Source organism: Sphingomonas sp. BK036, assembly GCF_004216825.1.
In the GTDB taxonomy this organism is placed as follows: Bacteria; Pseudomonadota; Alphaproteobacteria; order Sphingomonadales; family Sphingomonadaceae; genus Sphingomonas.
Window position 1 is genome coordinate 47,632 of sequence record NZ_SGXR01000007.1, and the last position, 19,456, is coordinate 67,087.

Sequence of the window (19,456 nt, forward strand, 5' to 3'; positions counted from 1 at the left end):
TTGCACTCGTTATCAGCACCTCAGAACTCCACGCTAAATTACTCTATGATAGAGAAAAGGTGCCAAGGCTTACCTATTTTGCCAAAATGTTCAGCGCAGAGTTTGAGCCTGCTGAGGCAAATAGAAGGCGGGCAGCGAGGTCGCGAGTCGCGTTAAATGCCGAACTGGATGGTTCGCACCGCACGCTTTGCAAAGTCGCTGATATCTCTATCGGTGGCATCCGGCTTCGAACCTATTCAGCGCTGAAGGTAGGCGCAAAAATATGGATTACTATTCCGATCATAGGTCGCGTGTCTGCAACCGTAAAATGGGCTGATGATTACAACGCAGGCTGCGAGTTTTCCGAGCCAATAAGAGCCGATGTGATCGAGACTCTACTTTCCCGGGCCGGACACGGTGATGCATTCCCAGGTAGCAGGAGTGGAAGTGAGTGACCATTAATATTGGAATATCGCTCTCAAGACGAGTACGTATTTGACAGCGATGTTTAGCACGTTGAAAACATAACTTATGTCATATGGAGCTATCCATGCTTCAGGGTACCACACTGTCCAAGCAGGATGAGGCAATGAGGGAGGATGGACGAGAGACGGAGCGGAACCTTATCGAAGGCTTGTGGATTATGCGCGCCTTGGCGATACAGCTCGATCTAAAGGTCGTCGGAGCACTTATAAAGGTCGCAATAGGATTGATCCCGACAAGTATACATTAGCATGGGTCAGTAGGCCGGTATCGTATACATATAAGAAACGGGCATTCCAGAAAGGGATGTTATTTGTGCGTGCAATCGCAATATGTCCGCGGCTGTAGATACCTTAGGCACGTGGTTTAAGCGCACATTGTTGATACCAAACTGCGGGGTTTAGCACAAATAGTCTGCTTGAATACCTGTAAAGGACAAGCGCCAGTCCGTACTGGACTGCCCTGCATGCCGCGTAGAAGCCTTGTCGCTGAGACCGTCCGCTGCCCGCACAAATACCCACCGCTTCATTCGGGCAGTCGCATCGTACCCGAACAATACCTCGACAACGCCGGCACCCCAAGGCTCAGGCCCCCGACCTGAGAATTTTATTCATTCAGGCGGCATGTTTCTTCGCGAATTCTGCAAAGTATGCATGGACAATCGGATCTGTAATCGGGGCGATGAGTGCAGCTACGTCACTCGCGACTGTGCCTTCAGCGCGAGGGATGCCGGCCGGTTGATAGCCCATCGACCATTCGGAAAAGCTGCGCTCGGCAATCTCCCGATCGCTCAGTATCACCGCGGCAAAGTGCCGATCATCGGCTTTGATACGGCCGTAGGTCTTCATGACAGACTCCGAGGGGCCTTCCAGAGCCTGCAGGAACCGCCGGCCCCCAACGATCAAAAGGCCTGTGATGCCGATAGCCTGGTTGTTCCGGCGCGAAACTCGCAGAATTTCCTCCAGTTCATGCTTAGACAGCGTGGCGCGCGCCGTGCTGATATAAATTAATCTTATCAAAGGTCGCCTCCGTAACGCGCTATCATACGTTCTAAATAATGAACGCCTTTTCAATTTAGGCGTAATCTTACTTGTGATCTGCGAGCCAAGGCCTCTTACCGTCCCGATTAACGATCGTTTTCCGGAAGGCGGCAGTACCGCGCTACATCGATCGTCGCTACCCGCCTTCCTAAAGCGGTCGGCCTACCCTCCTTTCTGATCTGCGAAGTTCATAACAGAAAATCCGATGTTCGGCGTGAGTACGGAGATTATAAGTATCTGAATTTTCTAGGAGAGGGCGGGGGGCAAAATGACAAACTATAGTCTTCTAGCTCATGACGGGGAAGGCATTGGCGGAAGGCTTCGATCGCAGCGCTGCGTCACCTGCCCATTGCGACCTATCACAGGCTAACCGGGCAGCCCTAATCGGCCAACGGTGAGCATGAACAGATGGCCGAAGCTGGGAACCAGCTGGCGGCTTCCGACCGTCTGAACATGAGTCTTCGTAGACCCGCGCTGCCGGGTAGGTTTGCCCAAATCCCCAACATCGGGCGGGCCCTATCGGCTACACCCGTTGAGAAGTGTTGGAAGGTTAACGTGATTGATTGAACGAGGCTATCGGTATGACATTGTCAGCCGCCCCGTTGGGCCAGGCCATACCAGTTGGCAGTGGTTTGCCTGTAGGGCGCCCGAACAAATATCCCTGCCCCGAGTGGCAGCCCAACGCGGCGAGCCGGTTTGATTGCGCTTCGGTTTCAATGCCTTCCGCGACGACCCTTTTGCCCAAGCCCTGTCCCAGACCGATGATAGCGCGGACGATCGCCAACGTGTCTCCGCCGTCCTCCTGCATGCCGGAGACGAAAGAACGGTCGATTTTTATCATATCCACCGGCATGGTACTCAGGTCGGCCAGGGACGCAGATCCGGTACCGAAGTCGTCGAGTGCTACGTGCACTCCAGCCTCTCGTAACGTGTTCAACGCCGTGAGAATTGTAGCACCCGCTCGGTCGAGTATGACGCGTTCCGTCACTTCAATGCATAAGCTGGATGGTGATAGACCATAGGCGGCAAGGCGACTGAGAACGCGGCGCGCTGACCCCGGACCTGACAATTGCGCCGCAGTGAAATTGACACTGAGGAGAGGAATTTGATCAGGTTGATCGCGCAACGCGGTCAGCGCCAGCTCCAGGACGTGCTCCTGAATCCGTAAGCCGATCCGTTCCGCTACAAGCACATCAGCGAACCGGTCCGGCCGGATGAAGCCATAATGCGGGTGATCCCAGCGCAGCAGGGCCTCGTAGCCCCATACCTTACCCGACTGCAGCGCAACGATTGGTTGGAACTGCAAGAGAAACTCGCAGCGCCCGAGCCCAGCCTCTGCATCCCGGCTGAGCTCTACCTGAAGGTCACGGAGCAGACGCTGCAACGCATCGTAATGATAGTGACAAGCACGTCCCTGCCGCTTCGCATTGTACAGGGCGAGATCGGCGTTGTGGTAGAGCGCGTCGAGTTCCTCGGCATCCTCGGGGAAGCGCGCAGATCCGATGCTCAACGAGATTGTACGGTCGTGCTCCATAAAACGCCATGGCTGGCCCTGCATCTTCGCGAGCAGATCGATGAGGCGTGCCTCCTCACTCCGACCGCCAGGGCAAAGCAGGGCAAATTCGTCGCCGCCAATCCGTGCGATCATGATCCCGGGAGTGTTCGACGTGATCTCCTTAAGAGATAGAGCAACGCGTTTAAGAAGCGCGTCGCCCCCGCGGTGGCCAAGCCGATCGTTGGTATCCTTGAGATAGTCGACATCGATCAGGAACAGACTGAAGAGTTCGCCATGCGCGATCATGCCATCGGCGTCGGCCTCGAACGCCGAGCGGTTGCCGATCCCGGTCAAATGATCGGTTCGGGCGGCCGCCTGGAGCGCCTTTGCTTCGGCACGATCGATTTCCTGACGCTGGCGTGCGGCGTCAAGCTCCCGGCGAACCAGTCTAAAGCGATCGGCGATGGCAAGCGATAACACCAGCGCCTCAAACGCCAGGGTCGCAAATGTGGCCATGTCGACGCCATCGATCTGCGGCATCAGTCGAAGGTTCCTGGCCAACCGAGCCAAGAAGATGATAATGACGGGGGACCAACCGATCAGATAGAACCAGACGACACGACTGCGCCGTTGGACTGCTATCCAGCATGACAGCCCCACTGCAATGGCGGTAAGGGCTATGGCATAGTTGAGCAGTCGATCGGTCAATACAGGCGGAAACACCGTGTCGGCAGCCGCCACAAAGCCGAGTGCGACGCCGGATATCGCCAGCAGACGACCGCACCGAAGCAGAGCACGCGGCAAGATCCCGTCTTCGATCACGGCGAAGAAGAACATATTGCCGGTGGCCACCATTAGACCAACCAGAATGAAATCGAGGCGAACGGCAATTGGGCCGACAAGCGTTGGAACAAGATAGGCGGCTACGTTGGTCCAGACCATCCCGTAGGCGAAGGCAGCGGCGACCCACGCCAGATACCAGCGCTGGAAAGCTGGACGACGCCCGGTATGGATCACCAAGTTGTAAAGCAGCGCCGAGCTTAAGGTGCCGGCAAACAGCCCCATGAGCAGAAGCCAGCGCGCATCGACACCTGCTTGCTCAGGCTCGGGAACCGCAACGATTTTCCGCATAAGTGAGAGGTCGTCGATGCGGTTGAAACCGAGGTACAGGCTCCGAATGGCCCCGCCGCCCGTCATGATCGGAAAACGGAGCAAGCCACCCGGCGCCCAATGGCGGCGTAAATCAGAATGGTCGAACGTCAGACGGTGAAGCCCGCTGGCGTCCTCAACCAGTACCGCCATTTCGCGAAATCGGGTCTGATCGACCAACAGGTTCCACCGGGGAGGTAGGCTACGTAAGCGGCTCGCATCGAGCTTTAGCCACAGCCAACCAGCTGATTGGGTCGGCAGATCGGGGCCGCAGCGGTAGATTGCATGGCTAATGGCAGCATCCGACCTATGATCGCTTGTTGTCGCTGCGCACATACCGGCATGTAGATCGACGCCAGCCGCCAACACCGTCTGCGGCCATGTGTACAGGCACAGAAGCAATAACGCCCCCAGCCACTCCGTCTTATGTCGCAACCCTAACCCCGCGAAGACCTATTCCACCCGTTTTGGCTGTATCCTCAAAGTCCTAACAAGAGATTCGACACCGAGGGGCAAGCGACCGGCCAAGATCACGGATGGCGACGCTGCGATCGTCGAACGATACTTTTATCGGGAACCTCGCATAGATTCTCACGTATTTTGATGAAGCAACGTCGTAGAAGGGGATGAAGGGTCGATGGCTGAGGCAGCAACGGTTGCCTATCACCGCGAACGGGCTGAGCAAGAGCGGAGGCGAGCAAATCAGGCAATCGATGGCCGCAGCAAGTCTGCTCATATTGAGCTTGCGTTAGCACATGGACGAGCAGCGATGCTGGGTGGGCATCGCCTTCGTGCAGCGCACGACATTTGAGGATTGAAAGGTAACAGGACGGAGATTTTTTAACGCACTTTATTATCACCGGCGTTCGACCGTCTCTCAGGTCGTGCCACCGGATATGTGCTGGTCATAGATCCTAGTCCGTTACTCAATGACTTAGTCGTCATGTCGTCGTTTGTACGGTCTAGGTGGACCAAGGTATCGCCCGCCGGAATGCCGGCGGGCAATCAACTTACTCCTCTTCGGCCTCGACGTTGACACTCGTCTCCGCAAGTTTCGTCATGTATTCGTCTCCGCCATAGATGTCTTTGGTCGCAGCGCTGAGAACTTTGTGGTCGTCTTTGAAGCCGAGCGCCTTCGCGTAAGCCGCGGCCGTGCCGAACCCGGCGATGCCGTAGTGCGTCATTCGCTGATACTGCGCGATGATCATGACATCGAGAAGCGGCCCCTTATCCGGACCTTCCTCGAGCACATGCTTGGTCGCTTCCGCGACAAGGCCTTCCATACCTTTGCAATGCTCCTTCGAGACCTTCTCATCGTTCGATGCGATCAGGTCCTTCAGCAGGTCGATGTGCTTGTCGATATCCGTTTGCGACTTGGTCAGCATGTCCTTCAACGACGCATCGCTCGCCTTTGACGTGATCTTCTTGAGGACCTTCTTCATCTGGTCGTTGGCAGACCACAGGTCCTTCAACTCATCGGTATAGATTTCCTGGAGATCTTCGGGTGCAGACATGGGATCGTCCTTATGCGGCCACCGGGCAGCATGCGTGGTGGGTGGATTACAGGTGTGGGATTGCAGTGGCGCGATATGCCGCCGTCAACCGGCGCCGGGCTGCTTCTGCTCGTCCTCGTATCGGGCGTCGGTACCGATCTTCCCATTGGCCTCGGCTTCGGCGATGCCCGACGTTTCGACCACCGTGATCGCCTGACCTTTGGCAGCGATCGCATGGGGTTCGCGGTCGGCATCCGGATCATCGGCGATCGTCGTGCGGTCACCGCCGCCCGAACCCGCTACACCGTTGCCAGCGCTGCCGCCATCTTCGCCTGCCTGGCCGCCACCGTGGTAAGCGATGTCGGTCTGTCCGCCATGCGCCATGAACCCGGTGTTCGTCTCGGTCTTACCGGTATGTGGGTTCGGATAGGCGCCGCCACCGCTTTCGCCGTCTTCGCTGCGGCCGTGAACATCGGCATTGTCGTTGCCGCGGGGAGCGCCAGAGGCACCATCGGGTGCACCCTTGCTCGCCGGGTTGCCGGACACGGGGGTATGAACCTTGTCACTCATCGGTAGGTCCTTTTGAATGTATCGGACTAGATGCCGCCACTCCGGTCTGCTCGACCTGCGCAGACCGGGGCGGGCAGGGGATTACGGCCGCAGCACGACCTTGATGACCCCGTCCTGCTTGTCGCGGAACTTCTGGTACATCTCGGGCGCATCCTCGAGGTTTGCGGGGTGCGTCACAACGAAGCTCGGATCGATATCGCCCGCCTCGATCCGCGCGAGCAGCGGCTTGGTATAGGCCTGGACGTGCGTCTGGCCGGTCTTGATCGTCAGACCCTTGTTCATCATCGCGCCGATCGGGATCTTGTCGCCCATCCCGACATAAACGCCGGGGATCGACACCGTGCCGCCCATCCGGCAGCTCATGATCGCCTCGCGCAGCACGTGCACGCGGTCGGTCGCAAGGAAGGTCGCCGCCTTCACCTTGTCGATCACCGCATCCACCGCGCCATGCCCGGACGCCTCGGCACCCACCGCGTCGATGCAGCTGTCGGGGCCACGGCCCTTGGTGCGGAACTGGAGCTCGTCATAGACGCTGTCGACTTCGGCGAAGTTGATCGTCTCCGCACCGCCCGCCTCGGCCATCGCCAGACGCTCGGGCACTTCGTCGATTGCAATCACGCGGCCCGCGCCGAGCATCAGCGCCGAGCGGATCGCGAACTGGCCGACCGGGCCGCAGCCCCAGATCGCCACGGTGTCGCCCTCCTCGATGTTCGCATTCTCCGCGGCCATATAGCCGGTCGGGAAGATGTCGGACAGGAACAGCGCTTGATCATCGGTGACGTTGTCGGGCACCTTGATCGGGCCAATATCGGCCATCGGCACGCGCAGATACTCGGCCTGGCCACCGCAATAGCCGCCCAGCATGTGGCTGAACCCGAACAGCCCGGCGGGCGAATGGCCCATCGCCTTGATCGCAAGTTCGGCGTTCGGATTGGTCCGCTCGCATGCCGAGAACAGGCCCTTGCGGCAGAAGAAGCAATCGCCGCAACTGATCGTGAACGGCACGACGACTCGGTCGCCGATCTTCAGATTGGTGACTTCGCTGCCAAGCGCGACGACGACGCCCATATTCTCGTGCCCGAGGATATCGCCAGGCTTCATCGTGGGCTGGTAGCCGTCAAGCAAATGCAGGTCGGACCCGCAGATCGCGCAGGCCGAGACCTTGATGATCGCGTCGCGCGGATGCTGAATCTCGGGATCCGCGACAGTGTCGACCCGAACATCGCCTTTTCCATGCCAAACCAGTGCGCGCATCAGAAGTCTCCGTCGTAAAAATACTGCAAATCTCACGCGAGCGTAGTGTGCATTTTGGTACAATTTGTGGTCTTAAAATATCTATTTAACCACAAGCCGCTCTATTTACTATCGATTTGATGTTTGAAATACCGAACTTTTGGGTAACAACCTTTTGGTGCTAACATGTAACTGGTATTATAGCGATTAACGCGGGTCATCGTTCCCGAGCCGTTTTATTATCGCTAATTTATATTTTTTACTGATCGTTATCAGTATACTGTGTGGTTAGATCGGACAAAACTTTACTAATAACGTTTTATATTATACAGATTTGCTAGGGCGACATCTAGGTGGATGGGGCTCCGAAATCGGACGTCCGTTCAGCGCGTTGACTTCCTATTTTCCACTGCCGGGCAGCGATTGCGGAAACGAGCAATCGAGAAAATACCTGGGGAAAGCGGATAAACCTGACTGCTGTCAGCGCCATCGGGGGGGGGCGCCTTCCCACTAAGTGCTCACTATCGGGAAAGTCGTCAGGGTGAGAGGAGTGCTGCCAGTGATGCTGCATCCGTAGAGCGGTGCCCGCTATAGAGCGGATGCCACTCCGTCTCGACGCCGCGCTTGCCCGCCAAGTCAGCAAATTGCTGGTTTTCCTCCAAATTGCCATAGGCGTCATACAGGCCGTTCGACGGGTACGGCGCCGGATAAGCCGGCCCCGCCCGGGCGATGCCGGGGACGACCTGTTCCTGAGCCGGGAGGCGCTGTCGGCGGCTCCCGGCCTTAAGAGCGAGTATAGCGGCGAGCGGCACCGCTGGCATGTCCGCGGAGAGTTCGACACGGACGCCTACGAGGGTTTGCAATGATCCATCGCCGTGTCAGCGGGTGGCGCTACCCGCCCGTTGAGCCGGACGGTCAAGGCGGGTTCACCCGCGCGCATGCCGATCGCCTTACCGCGGTGGCGCGGGCGACCTCCCTTGGTGGCGAGGATGGCGCCGGGGTGCTGACCGACGATCACCGCCGGCTCGGCGCGCAGCAGGTGGTAGGAGTGGTAGCCGCGCCGGGTGGCAGACGATCTGCAGCTTTGGAACGACGGCGAGGATGAGATACGCCGGCGTGGCCGGTTTCGCGGTTACGATGTTCGAGTGATTGGCGAGGACGGCAACCCGATCGACTGCATCGCTTTCGCCGAACGTATAACCGGCCTGGGTAAAGCCGGCATGGTACCTTCCATCATCGTCACCGGCGGGCTATTCCTCCTCCGACGCCGTGACAACGCGCTTATGGGGGCAGGGCTGTTTGCTATCGGGGGGGGGGGGGGCTTAGTTGGCTTTCCGGCCGACCCAGTGGCTCTCGTATACCCAAACTCCCTGACTCACATTACGCAGACAGCGCATGCCTACCGATCCAGGGGCCTAGCCCGATCAAAGGTGACCGGACCTATAGGTCCCAGCGTCTGTTGGTACCGTGGCAACAAGGAAGCTAACATGAATCTCAATGACCTCCTCCCAGATGGTGGCATCGATGCACTCGCCGCCCAATTAGGCATACCACGTGAGCAAGCCCAGCGCGGTGCAGAGGCGCTACTGCCGTCGGTTCTGGGCGGCATGGGAAATAACACGACGCAGTTAGACGCCCATGTGAACACACTTGGCGGCCCAGAGCTTGCTTCAAACGTGTTGGGCAACGAGCCGACGCAAATCGATCGCGGTAATCAGATCCTTGGCGGTATCTTCGGGTCGAAGGACGGCAGTCGTAAGGTCGCCGACAACGCGGCGCAAAGCAGCGGCCTAACGCCTGAGCTCCTGAAGCAGATGCTGCCGATCCTGGTTATGCTGGTGGCGGGCCATCTGACAGGGCGTTCCGGCGGGCAGCAAGGTGGCCTTGGCGGGATCCTTGGATCTGTACTCGGCAGCCTGGGTGGCGCTGGAGTTGCAGGCGCTGCGCCCGGGGGCGGTCTTGGCGGCGGACTCGGGGGTATTCTTGGTTCGGTCTTCGGCGACCGGCGATAGAGCCGTCCGGACATAAGAGCGTCCTGCTTGATCAAACCGGTCGACTTGAGGTCCACGAACATCTTGTGGCCACGTGGCTACAGCACGGCGATAACATCGACGACATGATTGGGGAGCGCATGTGATGCGGAGACGAGGAAACAAGCGAGCCGGTCCAATGGCAATTGTCATCTTCGTGATGATCGCGGCACTCTTCGTCATGATCTGCTGGCTCGCCGCGCGTGGCTTTCAGAAAGAGCCGAATGGACCACCGCGTAGTAGTCAGACGCTGCCGGCTCAGGCAGCACGGGGAACCATAGCTGCAGCGCCTCCGAACACTAGTCCAGCTCGCTAAATTGTAAGACGGGTAAGCCCGCGGTCTAAGGCCGGAGGGGGCCGCGTAAGGTGCGGTCCCCTCCGAATTAGCCGCGTTAGTTGCGCAAGCTATCTGGAACGATACCGCCGTTATCAGCAAGCTTCTGCATCACTGCCTTATGAAGAGCGATGTTCTGCTCGGCCGAGCCGTCGGCTGCTGCATGGACATTCAGCTCGCCGGCGAGCTCCTTGCGGGCGGTCAGACTGGAATCCAGGTCTAGCAGCTTCAGAAGATCGACGATCGAGCTCTGGTAGTTGCCCCCGCCATCTTTCATCGATGCCATCTCGCTGAGGACCGCACCGACATCGACGGACTGCGGAGCTGCGGGGGCGGGCTGGGCGGTAGCGGTGGGCGCGGCTGGTGACGCAGCCTGCGGCGCTGCGGCTGGGGCTTGAGTCGGTGCCGTGGCTGGTGCGGCTTTGTGGTGGAAAACTTTGTTCATGATCGTGCTGAAGATGCTCATAGCCGTGTCCCGATAAGGCCGGCAGCTGTGCCGGCAGACGGCTAGAACGAACTCGCTTCATGATCGGTCCGGAGTTCGTTGCTCGTGCGGAACGGTCCTCAGGAGGCACGCGTTGAGCAGGCAGCGGTAATATGTGAGCAGATGGAGAATATGATGAAGTTCAAGACCCTGGCACTGGTGTCGGCAGCGGCCCTGTCATTGGCCGCATGCGGCAAGAAGGCCGACGATACGACCGCCGTCGATAACAGCACCTACGCCAACGCCACCGCCACGGACGTGAATGCAGCCGGTTCCAATGATGCCATGGCAGCACCGGCCTCAGGTGGGCATGCTTTCGTCAACATGGCAGCTGCGAGCGATGCGTTCGAGATCGAGACCTCGAAGCTGGCCGTAACCAACGGCGCATCTGCTGCGGTAAAGAAGTTCGCTGGCCAGATGATCACTGCACATGAGGGGTCGACCGCGAAGCTAAAGGCGCTGACGGCAACGCTGTCGCCAGCTCTGACGCCCAACCCGGCGCTGAATGCTGAGCAGCAGCAGAAGCTTGCCGATCTGAAAACCAAGCAGGGCGCCGAATTCGACACCGCGTACGCCGCTGTTCAGGTCGCGGGGCATCAGCAGACGCTTGATACGCTCAGGGGTTATGCTGCAACCGGCGACGTTCCGGAATTGAAGACGTTCGCGTCGGGGTTGGCACCAACGGTTGCCGCGCATCTTAACATGGCAAAATCATTGAAATCCTGACGCCCCAATCCTCAGATTTTTCTAGACTGAGAGGTATATGCCGAAGTGTACCTCTCAGATTCTTTGACAGTGACGCCGGCTTACCGGCATTGCTAACTTGTGGTCCGTACGTCCTTTCGGCAGTAGTTCCGTCGAACGACCATTTGTCCTGAGTTGAGGAGCCACGGGGCACTTACATCTGTAGTCATCCGGAACCGTCCCTCAGTAACCAAAACCGAATGTGCACTTTAAGCGAGATAGATCCGCTAGAACAGCAGTCACGTGTCCAAAAATCGCGACCGCCGCGGCTTACATAGCCTACTGAGACCCACCATCCTCTTCGCGCTATTTGACCGTTCGTCCTGCAGCTTTTTCATTTCCTCCGCCTCGTCGACTTAGGTTGCGTAGTCGGTTTTCGAATTGTGAATCATGATCTTCTCATCGCATGCCAAACGCACGGCGCAGCTTTGGGGCGCAGCCGTTCGCTATCTCCGTTATCGCGTCCGGCCTTGTCGGCTCTCACGTAACTTCCGCTGAAGGCGAACAGATCACTCTATTCCAAGCCATTCCCGCAACTCATCTTGGTCGCCGAAAACGGCTTAAACGCATGATGAACGAACGGCCAAAGTTGGGAAGCGGGGAGGATGGTCTGAACGTCTGAAAGTGGGTCTGTGTCCTGTGGTTCGCGTAAATTCGCGATCGTGTCGTGGCGCGGTGTGATCAATCGCAACACCGCCAAGACGGCGTTGATGATTGCGTGAGCCAACGCGCTAGTTGGTAGCTCGGACCTGCTTGAACAGGATCGACAATTTTGGGAATCGATACCTTTTCTGGTACGAGGAACATGATATGTGGTAATTTATCTCCTGGTGATTTGATACAACTGTTGGATTAAAAGTACGGGTAGGCGGGGCATGGTGTTCAGCCAAAAAGCGGCATCGGGAATTTCACGTTGTTGTGTTAGCTCAGGACGGCGAAGAGTTCTTCTAAGGGTAAGTTAAATGACCTCGGATGCGCTCTTCAGAGGTGAAGGTTGACATAGGCAAGCCTGCGGCATTGTAGAGGCTGCCGGGTACAACGTTGCTCCAATTGTAGCGAACGTAGCTGGGCTTCGATACCGCACCAGTTACGACCACGCTCTCGCCATCGATCCGCGCTGTAGCCGTAACAAATCTTCGATCGGGCCCGGCGATTTCGAAGCCCACGACGGCTGCGCCCCGGCTCGTCAGGCCTTCAGCATGATCGAACCAGATGCGCTTTCCACCCGGTTCGCCACTCACTTGGCGGAACAGCGGGCTTTGATACGCGACGCGCTCGCCATACGCGACGCTGCGGGCCGCGAGAGCAAGTCGGGCGGCGACTGTCTGCTTGTCGCCCGGATGGACGTTGCCGGGATCGCCGACGTCGGTCGTCACCACCATGGCGGTGTCGGTCAGCACAAGCGCACGACGTTGCGCATCGCGTACCAAACCCCATTCTTCCTCGGGTGAGTTAAATGAAGAGATCTGTGCAAAGAGGAATGGGAAAGCACCTTGCGCGAAATTGTGTCGCCAGTCGGTGATCAGTCCCCGGAAGAGGTCGGCATAATATGGCGCCCGCGCGACATTGCTGTTCGTCTCGCCCTGGTACCAGATGACGCCCTTGATGCCGTAGCCGGTGAACGGCGCAACCATTGCGTTGTACAGCGATGACGGCCGGTACGCATCCTCGGGGGGGTGCCAAGGGTGTGGGGGAGGCTTGCCGCCCGACGCAACGATGGCAGCATCCTCGCGCGCTTCGGCAATGGTGGCGAGGTCGGCGTCGGTCTGGTCCTGCTGGAATCGAGCACGGGCGTCGATGGCCGGCGCCAGCGCTGCGTCGGACGCGAGCGCGTCGGTCGACACCCAGCTGTCAGCAGGTGTGCCGCCCCAGGTCGAGTCGATGACGCCTACCGTCACGTGCTCGCGCGCCGCGATCTCGCGCGCAAAGAAATAGCCGATCGCCGAGAAGTCGATGGCGGTCGCGGGCGTGGTGGTCGTCCAGTTTGCATCGATGTCACGTAGCGGGATGGAGCTGCTCTTGTGCTCGATCCGGAGAAGCCGAACTTGCGGGTCGGTCGCTGCCGCGATCTCCGCAGCGGCATTCTTTAGCGGCGCGCCGTCGAAGCCCTTGAGCGGGAACTCCATATTCGACTGGCCCGAGGCGAACCAAACGTCGCCGAGCATCACATCCTGTACCTGGACCTTACCCTCTGCTGTGCCTCCATCGACGACGAGGACATAGGGTCCGCCAGCAGCTTCGGGCTTCAACCACGCATTCCATCGACCGAGGCGGTCGGCGACTGCCATTACGCGTTGGTTATGCAGCGACACGGCAACGTTCGCGTCCGCACGCGCCCAGCCCCAGACGTGCAGTGGCCTGTCACGCTGCAACACGCTGTGGTCGCTGAACAGACGAGGCAGCTTAAGCTGTGCGGCCGCAGGTGACGTTGCCGTGGCAGCGAGGAGGGCGGTGTAGAGCAAAAGCTTCATGATCGGCATTATCCCTGACGTGCGGCGCTGACTGTCGCGACGTCTTAGCCACAGAATATCATCAAAGAAGCGCATGACCAGTTGGCATGCAGCTAGCAGTCGCACCTGCCCTGATGCGATGGCAACGGCGCGGCGCTTCGGCAATCGTGACATGCGCATTGGCGCAGCGAACGGTCTTCAGCTTCGAGGGAACCGACGCTAGAAGGCGGCGAGGAGAGCCGGTTATGACGATTCACGCCCAGGTCGATGAAACCGGCCCCGTCGATGCGGCCCAGTTCGCAGAAGAAATCGCGACGCGGGACCGGCCCATCGTGTTGCGCGGTCAGGCGAGACGGTGGCCTGCCGTTGCGGCAGGGCTCCGCTCTAACGAGGCACTGGTCGATTACATGAAGGCGATGGACCGCGGACGTCCGGCCGAAGTGCTGATCGGTCCCCCGGAGATCGATGGTCGATTCTTCTACGATGCGTCGATGCAGGCCTGCAATTTCCAAAAGCGGTTCGGCTCGCTCAGCGGACTGCTCGACAAGCTGCTGTCGCTTCGCGGGGAGGCGGAGCCAGCCGCGTTATATGCAGGCGCTGCTGCCGCGGACGATCACCTGTCCGCCTGGATCGCAGACAATCCCCTCTCGTTCTCGTTGCCGGGTGCCAAGCCGCGGATCTGGGTCGGCAATCGCACGCACGTCGCGACGCATTTCGATGAGGCGAGCAACGTCGCGGTGGTCGTGGCGGGGCGGCGGCGTTTCACGCTGTTTCCGCCCGAACAGGTCGGCAACCTCTATGTCGGCCCATTCCACTTCACGATCGCGGGGCCGCCGGTCAGCATGGTGGATCTCGAGAAGCCCGACCTCGAACGCTATCCCAAATTCGCAGACGCCATGGGCTACGGGCTCGTGGCCGACCTCGATCCCGGCGATGCGCTCTTCATTCCGCCGATCTGGTGGCACAGCGTCAAGGCGACCGCCGCGTTCAATGTGATGGTGAATTATTGGTGGGCCGAGCCGCATGCGCTTTCGCCGATGGGCGCGCTGAGCCACGCCGTCCTCGCGATCCGCGATCTCGCGCCGGCTCAGCGCATGGCATGGCGGCGCTGGTTCGAACATTATGTGTTCGACGACGCGGCACCCGATGCCGGCAATCACCTGCCGCCGCATGCTCGGGGCGTACTCGCGCCGCCATCCGAAATGCGGAATGCCCACTTTACGGCGCAGATCGCCGAGGCGCTAAGTCCGCCGCCAACGCCCGCAGCGCGCAAAACCCGCTAACGCGCGCTATTAGCCAGGCCGCCGATGGGTCGACCCAGCGTGCGAGGTCGGCGCAACCGAGGTTGCGCCGACAGGTCGCTATTGCGCCTTCCCGGTACCGCCGTTTTGGGGGGAGAGCGTGATGAAGCGATTCGCCTGCGCGACGTTCCATCCGCGCAGCGTCAGCGCGGCCGCCGTCTGGCCGGTGGCTTTGGGATAGCGGATGTCGATGCGCTTCTCCTCGCCGGGCAGGAGCGCGACGTAATTGTCGCTGTAGAATGCGGGCAGGACGCGTTTGCCCTGTGCATCGACCAGCGTCAGCTTGGCGTTCAGTGCCGGAACCGCGGTTCGATTGGCCAGCGTCACCGTCACGACGTTGTCCTCGCCGTCGACCGCCTGCGCCGCGACGGAGCCGGTCAGGGCAACGCTCTGCAGCGTGTTCAGCATCCGGTAAGCGGCTTCGTCTTTTCCGCGCCAGTAGAAGTTGTCGGCGACCGTCTTGCCCGCCGGATCTATCAATTCGAGCTTGACCAGGAGCATCGGGTTGGACGCGAACAGGCGATCGAGCGGGACCGCTGCGAGCGGCGTCGCCATGTTCGCACCCGCATCGACTCGGTCTTCGCGCGTGAAGAGTTCGGCGTTGTCGAGCCCGACGACACGCGTGCGGACTCGCAATCCCGGTTGCGCCTCGCGGGTCGTATTGAGAACGACCAACTCATTGCCTGGCAGGTTAAGCTGAACGTGCAGCGGTTCCGCGGCCTTCTTTGCACCGTAATAGGAGGCTTGGGTGTCATAGTCCCAACTGTAGATCTGCCATGTGTTCGACGGCCATGCGGGATGCGTCATCCACAGCAATCTACCAGAGTTCTTTGTCCACAAATGGCCGAGGAACCCTTCGTACATCGCCTTGTGCGTCTCAAGGTTCATCATCTGCGCCTTCCGCTCGAAATCGGCGAAGCTGGTCCCCGCCCCGAACATGGTGTCGAGCGTGGACATGAACGTCTTGGTGTCCCCGTTCCCCGCAAAATGCCAGTCATGATAGGCCAGCGTGTCGCTGAGCGGCCAGGTTTCGCTATCGGGCATGGTCGCCCGGACGGATTCTGGGGTGGAGAGTGAGGGCGTTCCTGTCTCGACCGAGAAACCGGTGGCGAGGCCAGTGAAATAACCGACTGGCGGACGATAGTTATACGGCCCCGATCCTTGCAGGTTGACGACGTTGGAGCTGCCCGTGAACCAACGCGTCCCATCCTCGCGCGCGATCAGGTCGTCGAGGCCTTCGTTCAAGGCCGGGTAGGGCACCCCCTCATTGCGGCCGAACCACAGGATGATCGACGGGTGGTTGCGGTAGCGGCGAACCACGTCGTCGGCGTTCTTCAGGAACAGTGCCGGATCTTCCGGCTCGACCTGGAAATTCTGCGTGGATTGCCAGAAGTCGTTGAGGATCATCATGCCGTTCTCATCGGCCAGGTCGTAAAACTCCTCTTCGGTATTGTTGCCCATCCAGTTGCGGATGACGTTCATGTGCGCCTCCTTCTGGAGACGGAAATAGGGAGCGAGGCGTGCGCGTCCGATGCGCTTCATCGCATCGTCCATGCCCCAATTGCCCCCGCGCGCGGCGATCTGCACGCCGTTCACCCGGATCGTCATATGCGGTTCGGGCATCGTCGCTTCGACCGATGTTACCGCCGGGGAACGCTCGCCCTGCGGTGTCAGCGATTCCGCCCAGCCATTGGGCGACTGCTTGATGGCCTGATGGCGAACATCGATCAGTCGCTCTCCGCGCAGGCTGCCATCCGTGAACTGGAGGTTGACCCGGCGCAGGGCCCCTGCCGCATCGAATAGCGACAGGTCGTAGCTGACTTCGCGAATACCGAACTTGTCGGTGCGCGTATCCGAGATCTGGCCGTCAGCCAGCGCTTCGAGCGACAGTTGGTAGAGAGCCTGCTCGCCATAGCCGTTCGGCCACCAAAGTTTTGGATTGGCGACGTGAAGCTGCGCGAACTCCTTAGGGTTGAAGACGACCTTCGTCTCACCGGGCGGCGCGATGACCGTCTTCTCCACTCGGACGCCGCCAAACGCTGCACGCACGGTCACGCTTGCGGCTGTCGCACCAGCGTTCTGGACCGGTACGGTGATATAGACGTCAGCACTGTCAGTACGCGGCAGAGGGAGATCGGTGACGATCTTGGGATCGAGCAGCCGGACGGTCCCATGCGCGAGCAGTTCCACGGGCCGCCACAGCCCCGTGTTACGGTCCCGAATACCCGGTATCCAGTCCCAGCCTTCGGTTGCGACGAAGGTTGGGCCGTCGATCGCGAGCTGGCCCCCGTTCTCGCCGACGCCGCCGCTGATCGACTGCTCGTGCGGGATGCCGGGATGGGGAGGCGGCGAAACGCGGACCGCGACCACATTCTCGCCGGCGACAGGTACGAGATCGAACTGGCCGCGGATGAAGGCGCCGTGGGTGTCGCCCAGCTTGCGGCCGTTTGCCCAGACGTCAGCGGCGTAGTTGATGCCGCCGAAGACCAACGTCAGGCGCTTGCCCGCGGCGGCTGCCGGCACCGTAAAGCTGGTGCGGTACCAATAGTCCTGACGTGCCAGACCCTCGGGAATCTTGAGGTTGTTGAGCCCGTAATAGGGATCGGGATAGACGCCGCGGTCGACCAGCGTCGTCAAGACGGTGCCCGGCACGGTCGCCGCACGCCACGTGCCCGTGGCAGGGCCCGGACGCGACAGGGTCGCGGCATTTTCGCGGACCTCGGGGGCTGCGGCGAGCTGCCAGCCATTGACCAGCCAGCGACCGTCGCTTTCGCGCGCCAGTCCCGTCGGGGGCAGGGGCAAGTGCGCGATCGGCGCCGTGGTCGCGCTCACGCGCGCCTTCGGCAAGGTCCAGGCATCCTGCTGCTGGGTAAGGCCGATATTGGCCTGCTTCTGGAACGGCCAGCCGACGCCGACCTGCCAGAATTGCACGAGATCGAAATCCGGCCGCGCTCGGATGGCAGCCGTGATCTCGCTGGCGCTCAGCGCCGCGCCGTTGAGTTGCGCCGCAACCAGCGATCCGCCAAAATGGCGAGGCGCTTTAGCGCCGTTCGTCACCGGTGCGACGGCGAGGCGGGCGACGACTTCGCTCGGGCGGTTCGCGACGGCCGCGACGACGCGACCATCGACATAGAGGGTCAGTGTCCGTCCGTTCGCCACAGCGGCGACATGCGTCCACTTGCCGGCGGCCAACGCCGGTCCGCCGGTTACCCGTGTCGCTCCGTCCACGGCAGACGCGCGCCCATTGGTAAGGTCGAGGCAGCGACAGGCCTTTAGCGGATTACCGACGGCCAGCAGCGAACCATCCGCGCCGGCAGTGCTGGGGCGGACCCAGGCGGAGAGAGTCCAGGGAGCGTCTGCACGGACCGCTGCCTCGGCGCCTGTCAGATCACGCTCGACCCCGGTCCCGCCTGCTAGGATGGCGACGTTGTAGGGGCCGGCATTCGCGATCGCCGGCCGCATGGTCGGCACCACGGTTTGTGCAGCCAGCGAGGAGGAAAATGCGGCACCGAGCAGCAAGGCGGCTGTTAGTGGCAACGATCGCATGGATAGATTTCTCCTGAGTTCCCGGCTCGATATTCTACCGGCCGGTTGGTTCTTATGTTCGTCTTGCCGGACCTTGGGTCGGTCAGGCGTCCCCAGTCCACAGTCGTGCGGCGCCGCGCACGCCTGACGCGTCGCCCCAGCGCGCGGGCACGATACGACCCTCCCATAGGTCCGAGAAGGCATAGCGGCGGACGATGGACGGAAGTTCTTCATAGATCTCGGCGACGTTCGACATGCCTCCGCCCAATACGACGACCTCGGGGTCCAGCAAGTTGGCAACCATGGCCAGTACGCGTCCCAGCCGGTCGACATACGCATCCAGTGCAGCTCGGGCGGCGGGATTCCCGGCGCGGGCGGCTGCAACGATCTCCGGCGCGCTGAGCGACAGACCATGTTCTGTCCTGGCGGCACGCGCGAAACCCGTGCCGGAAACCCAGCTTTCGATACACCCCGTCAGGCTGCACCAGCATGGCGGCGGAGACAGTTCGTCGCTGCGCGGCCAGGGTAGAGGTAAGTGCCCAATCTCGCCGGCAATGCCGTGGGCGCCGTCGAGACAAGCTCCCGAGAGTACGATGCCGCCACCGACGCCCGTACCGATCACCAGCGCGAACACGCTGCGCGCACCGGTCGCTGCGCCATCGGTGGCCTCGGACAGCGCGAGGCAGTTCGCGTCATTGACCAGCCGCACCGGTCGGCCGAGAACAGAGGTGAGGTCTTCGGAGAACGATCGACCGTTCAGGTAAAGAGAGTTGCTGTTGCGCATCACGCCGGTACGTGGCGACGGCGATCCGGGTGCGCCGATGCCGACGGTACATGCCGTGCCCCCCGCGATGTCGGCAGCCACGACGAACTCGGCGATAGCGGCTACCGCGGTATCATACGTGCCGGGATTGGGAACCCGCTGCTGCCAAAGCGTCTCACCGTCTGCACCTAGCAAGACGGCTTCGATCTTGGTGCCACCAAAGTCGATTCCTAAAGCCGGTACAGATGCTGGCTGCGGCTCGATAGCCCGAGCAGCGATACTGTTTTGCAAGGCAATGCTCCCCTCTTTACTGGCGTGACCGCTGCTCGGCCATCGTCAACCAAGCATGCCAGCGATCGTTATAAACGCAAATTGATTTTGTT

14 protein-coding genes are annotated in these 19,456 nt (G+C 60.4%); 4 read left to right on the top strand and 10 right to left on the bottom strand.

Going from position 1 to position 19,456, the window contains the following annotated elements:
• Positions 1 to 86: 86 nt before the first annotated feature.
• Positions 87 to 434 carry a PilZ domain-containing protein gene (locus EV283_RS16080; protein ID WP_130327360.1) on the top strand — a complete coding sequence of 116 codons (348 nt, stop codon included), beginning with the start codon at positions 87 to 89 and terminating at the stop codon, positions 432 to 434.
• Positions 435 to 1,076: 642 nt separating this feature from the next.
• Here the strand turns inward: EV283_RS16080 and EV283_RS16085 are convergent.
• The 6 genes from EV283_RS16085 to EV283_RS16110 form a co-directional block, all read right to left on the bottom strand.
• A complete protein-coding gene (locus tag EV283_RS16085; RefSeq protein ID WP_130327067.1) occupies positions 1,077 to 1,481 on the bottom strand; it encodes a BLUF domain-containing protein in 405 nt (134 codons plus the stop codon).
• Positions 1,482 to 2,052: 571 nt separating this feature from the next.
• The gene (locus EV283_RS16090) at positions 2,053 to 4,326 is read right to left on the bottom strand and encodes an EAL domain-containing protein (RefSeq protein ID WP_242616015.1); all 2,274 of its coding nucleotides are present in this window, start codon (positions 4,324 to 4,326) and stop codon (positions 2,053 to 2,055) included.
• Between the two features lie 830 nt (positions 4,327 to 5,156).
• Positions 5,157 to 5,660, bottom strand: a complete 504-nt coding sequence (locus tag EV283_RS16095; protein WP_130327069.1) for a ferritin-like domain-containing protein — start codon at positions 5,658 to 5,660, stop codon at positions 5,157 to 5,159.
• A gap of 84 nt (positions 5,661 to 5,744) precedes the next feature.
• A complete protein-coding gene (locus EV283_RS16100; protein ID WP_130327071.1) occupies positions 5,745 to 6,209 on the bottom strand; it encodes a hypothetical protein in 465 nt (154 codons plus the stop codon).
• An 81-nt stretch (positions 6,210 to 6,290) separates the two neighbouring features.
• Positions 6,291 to 7,463 (bottom strand): zinc-dependent alcohol dehydrogenase, encoded by a 1,173-nt coding sequence (locus EV283_RS16105; protein ID WP_130327073.1) that lies wholly within the window; start codon positions 7,461 to 7,463, stop codon positions 6,291 to 6,293.
• A 515-nt stretch (positions 7,464 to 7,978) separates the two neighbouring features.
• Positions 7,979 to 8,305 (bottom strand): hypothetical protein, encoded by a 327-nt coding sequence (locus tag EV283_RS16110; RefSeq protein WP_130327080.1) that lies wholly within the window; start codon positions 8,303 to 8,305, stop codon positions 7,979 to 7,981.
• Between the two features lie 624 nt (positions 8,306 to 8,929).
• Between EV283_RS16110 and EV283_RS16115 the strand changes: the two genes are divergently transcribed.
• The gene (locus tag EV283_RS16115; protein ID WP_130327082.1) at positions 8,930 to 9,454 is read left to right on the top strand and encodes a DUF937 domain-containing protein; all 525 of its coding nucleotides are present in this window, start codon (positions 8,930 to 8,932) and stop codon (positions 9,452 to 9,454) included.
• Between the two features lie 410 nt (positions 9,455 to 9,864).
• Here the strand turns inward: EV283_RS16115 and EV283_RS16120 are convergent, their stop codons facing one another.
• Complete coding sequence (locus EV283_RS16120) at positions 9,865 to 10,272, bottom strand: DUF3597 family protein (protein WP_130327084.1); 408 nt, start codon at positions 10,270 to 10,272, stop codon at positions 9,865 to 9,867.
• A gap of 150 nt (positions 10,273 to 10,422) precedes the next feature.
• Here EV283_RS16120 and EV283_RS16125 point away from each other — a divergent pair, with 150 nt between their 5' ends.
• Positions 10,423 to 11,016: a DUF4142 domain-containing protein gene (locus tag EV283_RS16125; RefSeq protein ID WP_347400224.1), complete on the top strand. Its 594-nt coding sequence runs from the start codon at positions 10,423 to 10,425 to the stop codon at positions 11,014 to 11,016.
• Positions 11,017 to 11,981: 965 nt separating this feature from the next.
• Here EV283_RS16125 and EV283_RS16130 read toward each other — a convergent pair.
• Positions 11,982 to 13,505 (bottom strand): sialate O-acetylesterase, encoded by a 1,524-nt coding sequence (locus EV283_RS16130; protein ID WP_130327086.1) that lies wholly within the window; start codon positions 13,503 to 13,505, stop codon positions 11,982 to 11,984.
• Positions 13,506 to 13,729: 224 nt separating this feature from the next.
• Between EV283_RS16130 and EV283_RS16135 the strand changes: the two genes are divergently transcribed.
• The gene (locus tag EV283_RS16135; RefSeq protein ID WP_056050027.1) at positions 13,730 to 14,767 is read left to right on the top strand and encodes a cupin-like domain-containing protein; all 1,038 of its coding nucleotides are present in this window, start codon (positions 13,730 to 13,732) and stop codon (positions 14,765 to 14,767) included.
• Between the two features lie 78 nt (positions 14,768 to 14,845).
• Here the strand turns inward: EV283_RS16135 and EV283_RS16140 are convergent, their stop codons facing one another.
• Positions 14,846 to 18,331, bottom strand: a complete 3,486-nt coding sequence (locus EV283_RS16140) for a LamG-like jellyroll fold domain-containing protein (protein ID WP_130327366.1) — start codon at positions 18,329 to 18,331, stop codon at positions 14,846 to 14,848.
• An 82-nt stretch (positions 18,332 to 18,413) separates the two neighbouring features.
• A complete protein-coding gene (locus EV283_RS16145; RefSeq protein ID WP_242616016.1) occupies positions 18,414 to 19,364 on the bottom strand; it encodes an ROK family protein in 951 nt (316 codons plus the stop codon).
• Between the last annotated feature and the right edge of the window lie 92 nt (positions 19,365 to 19,456).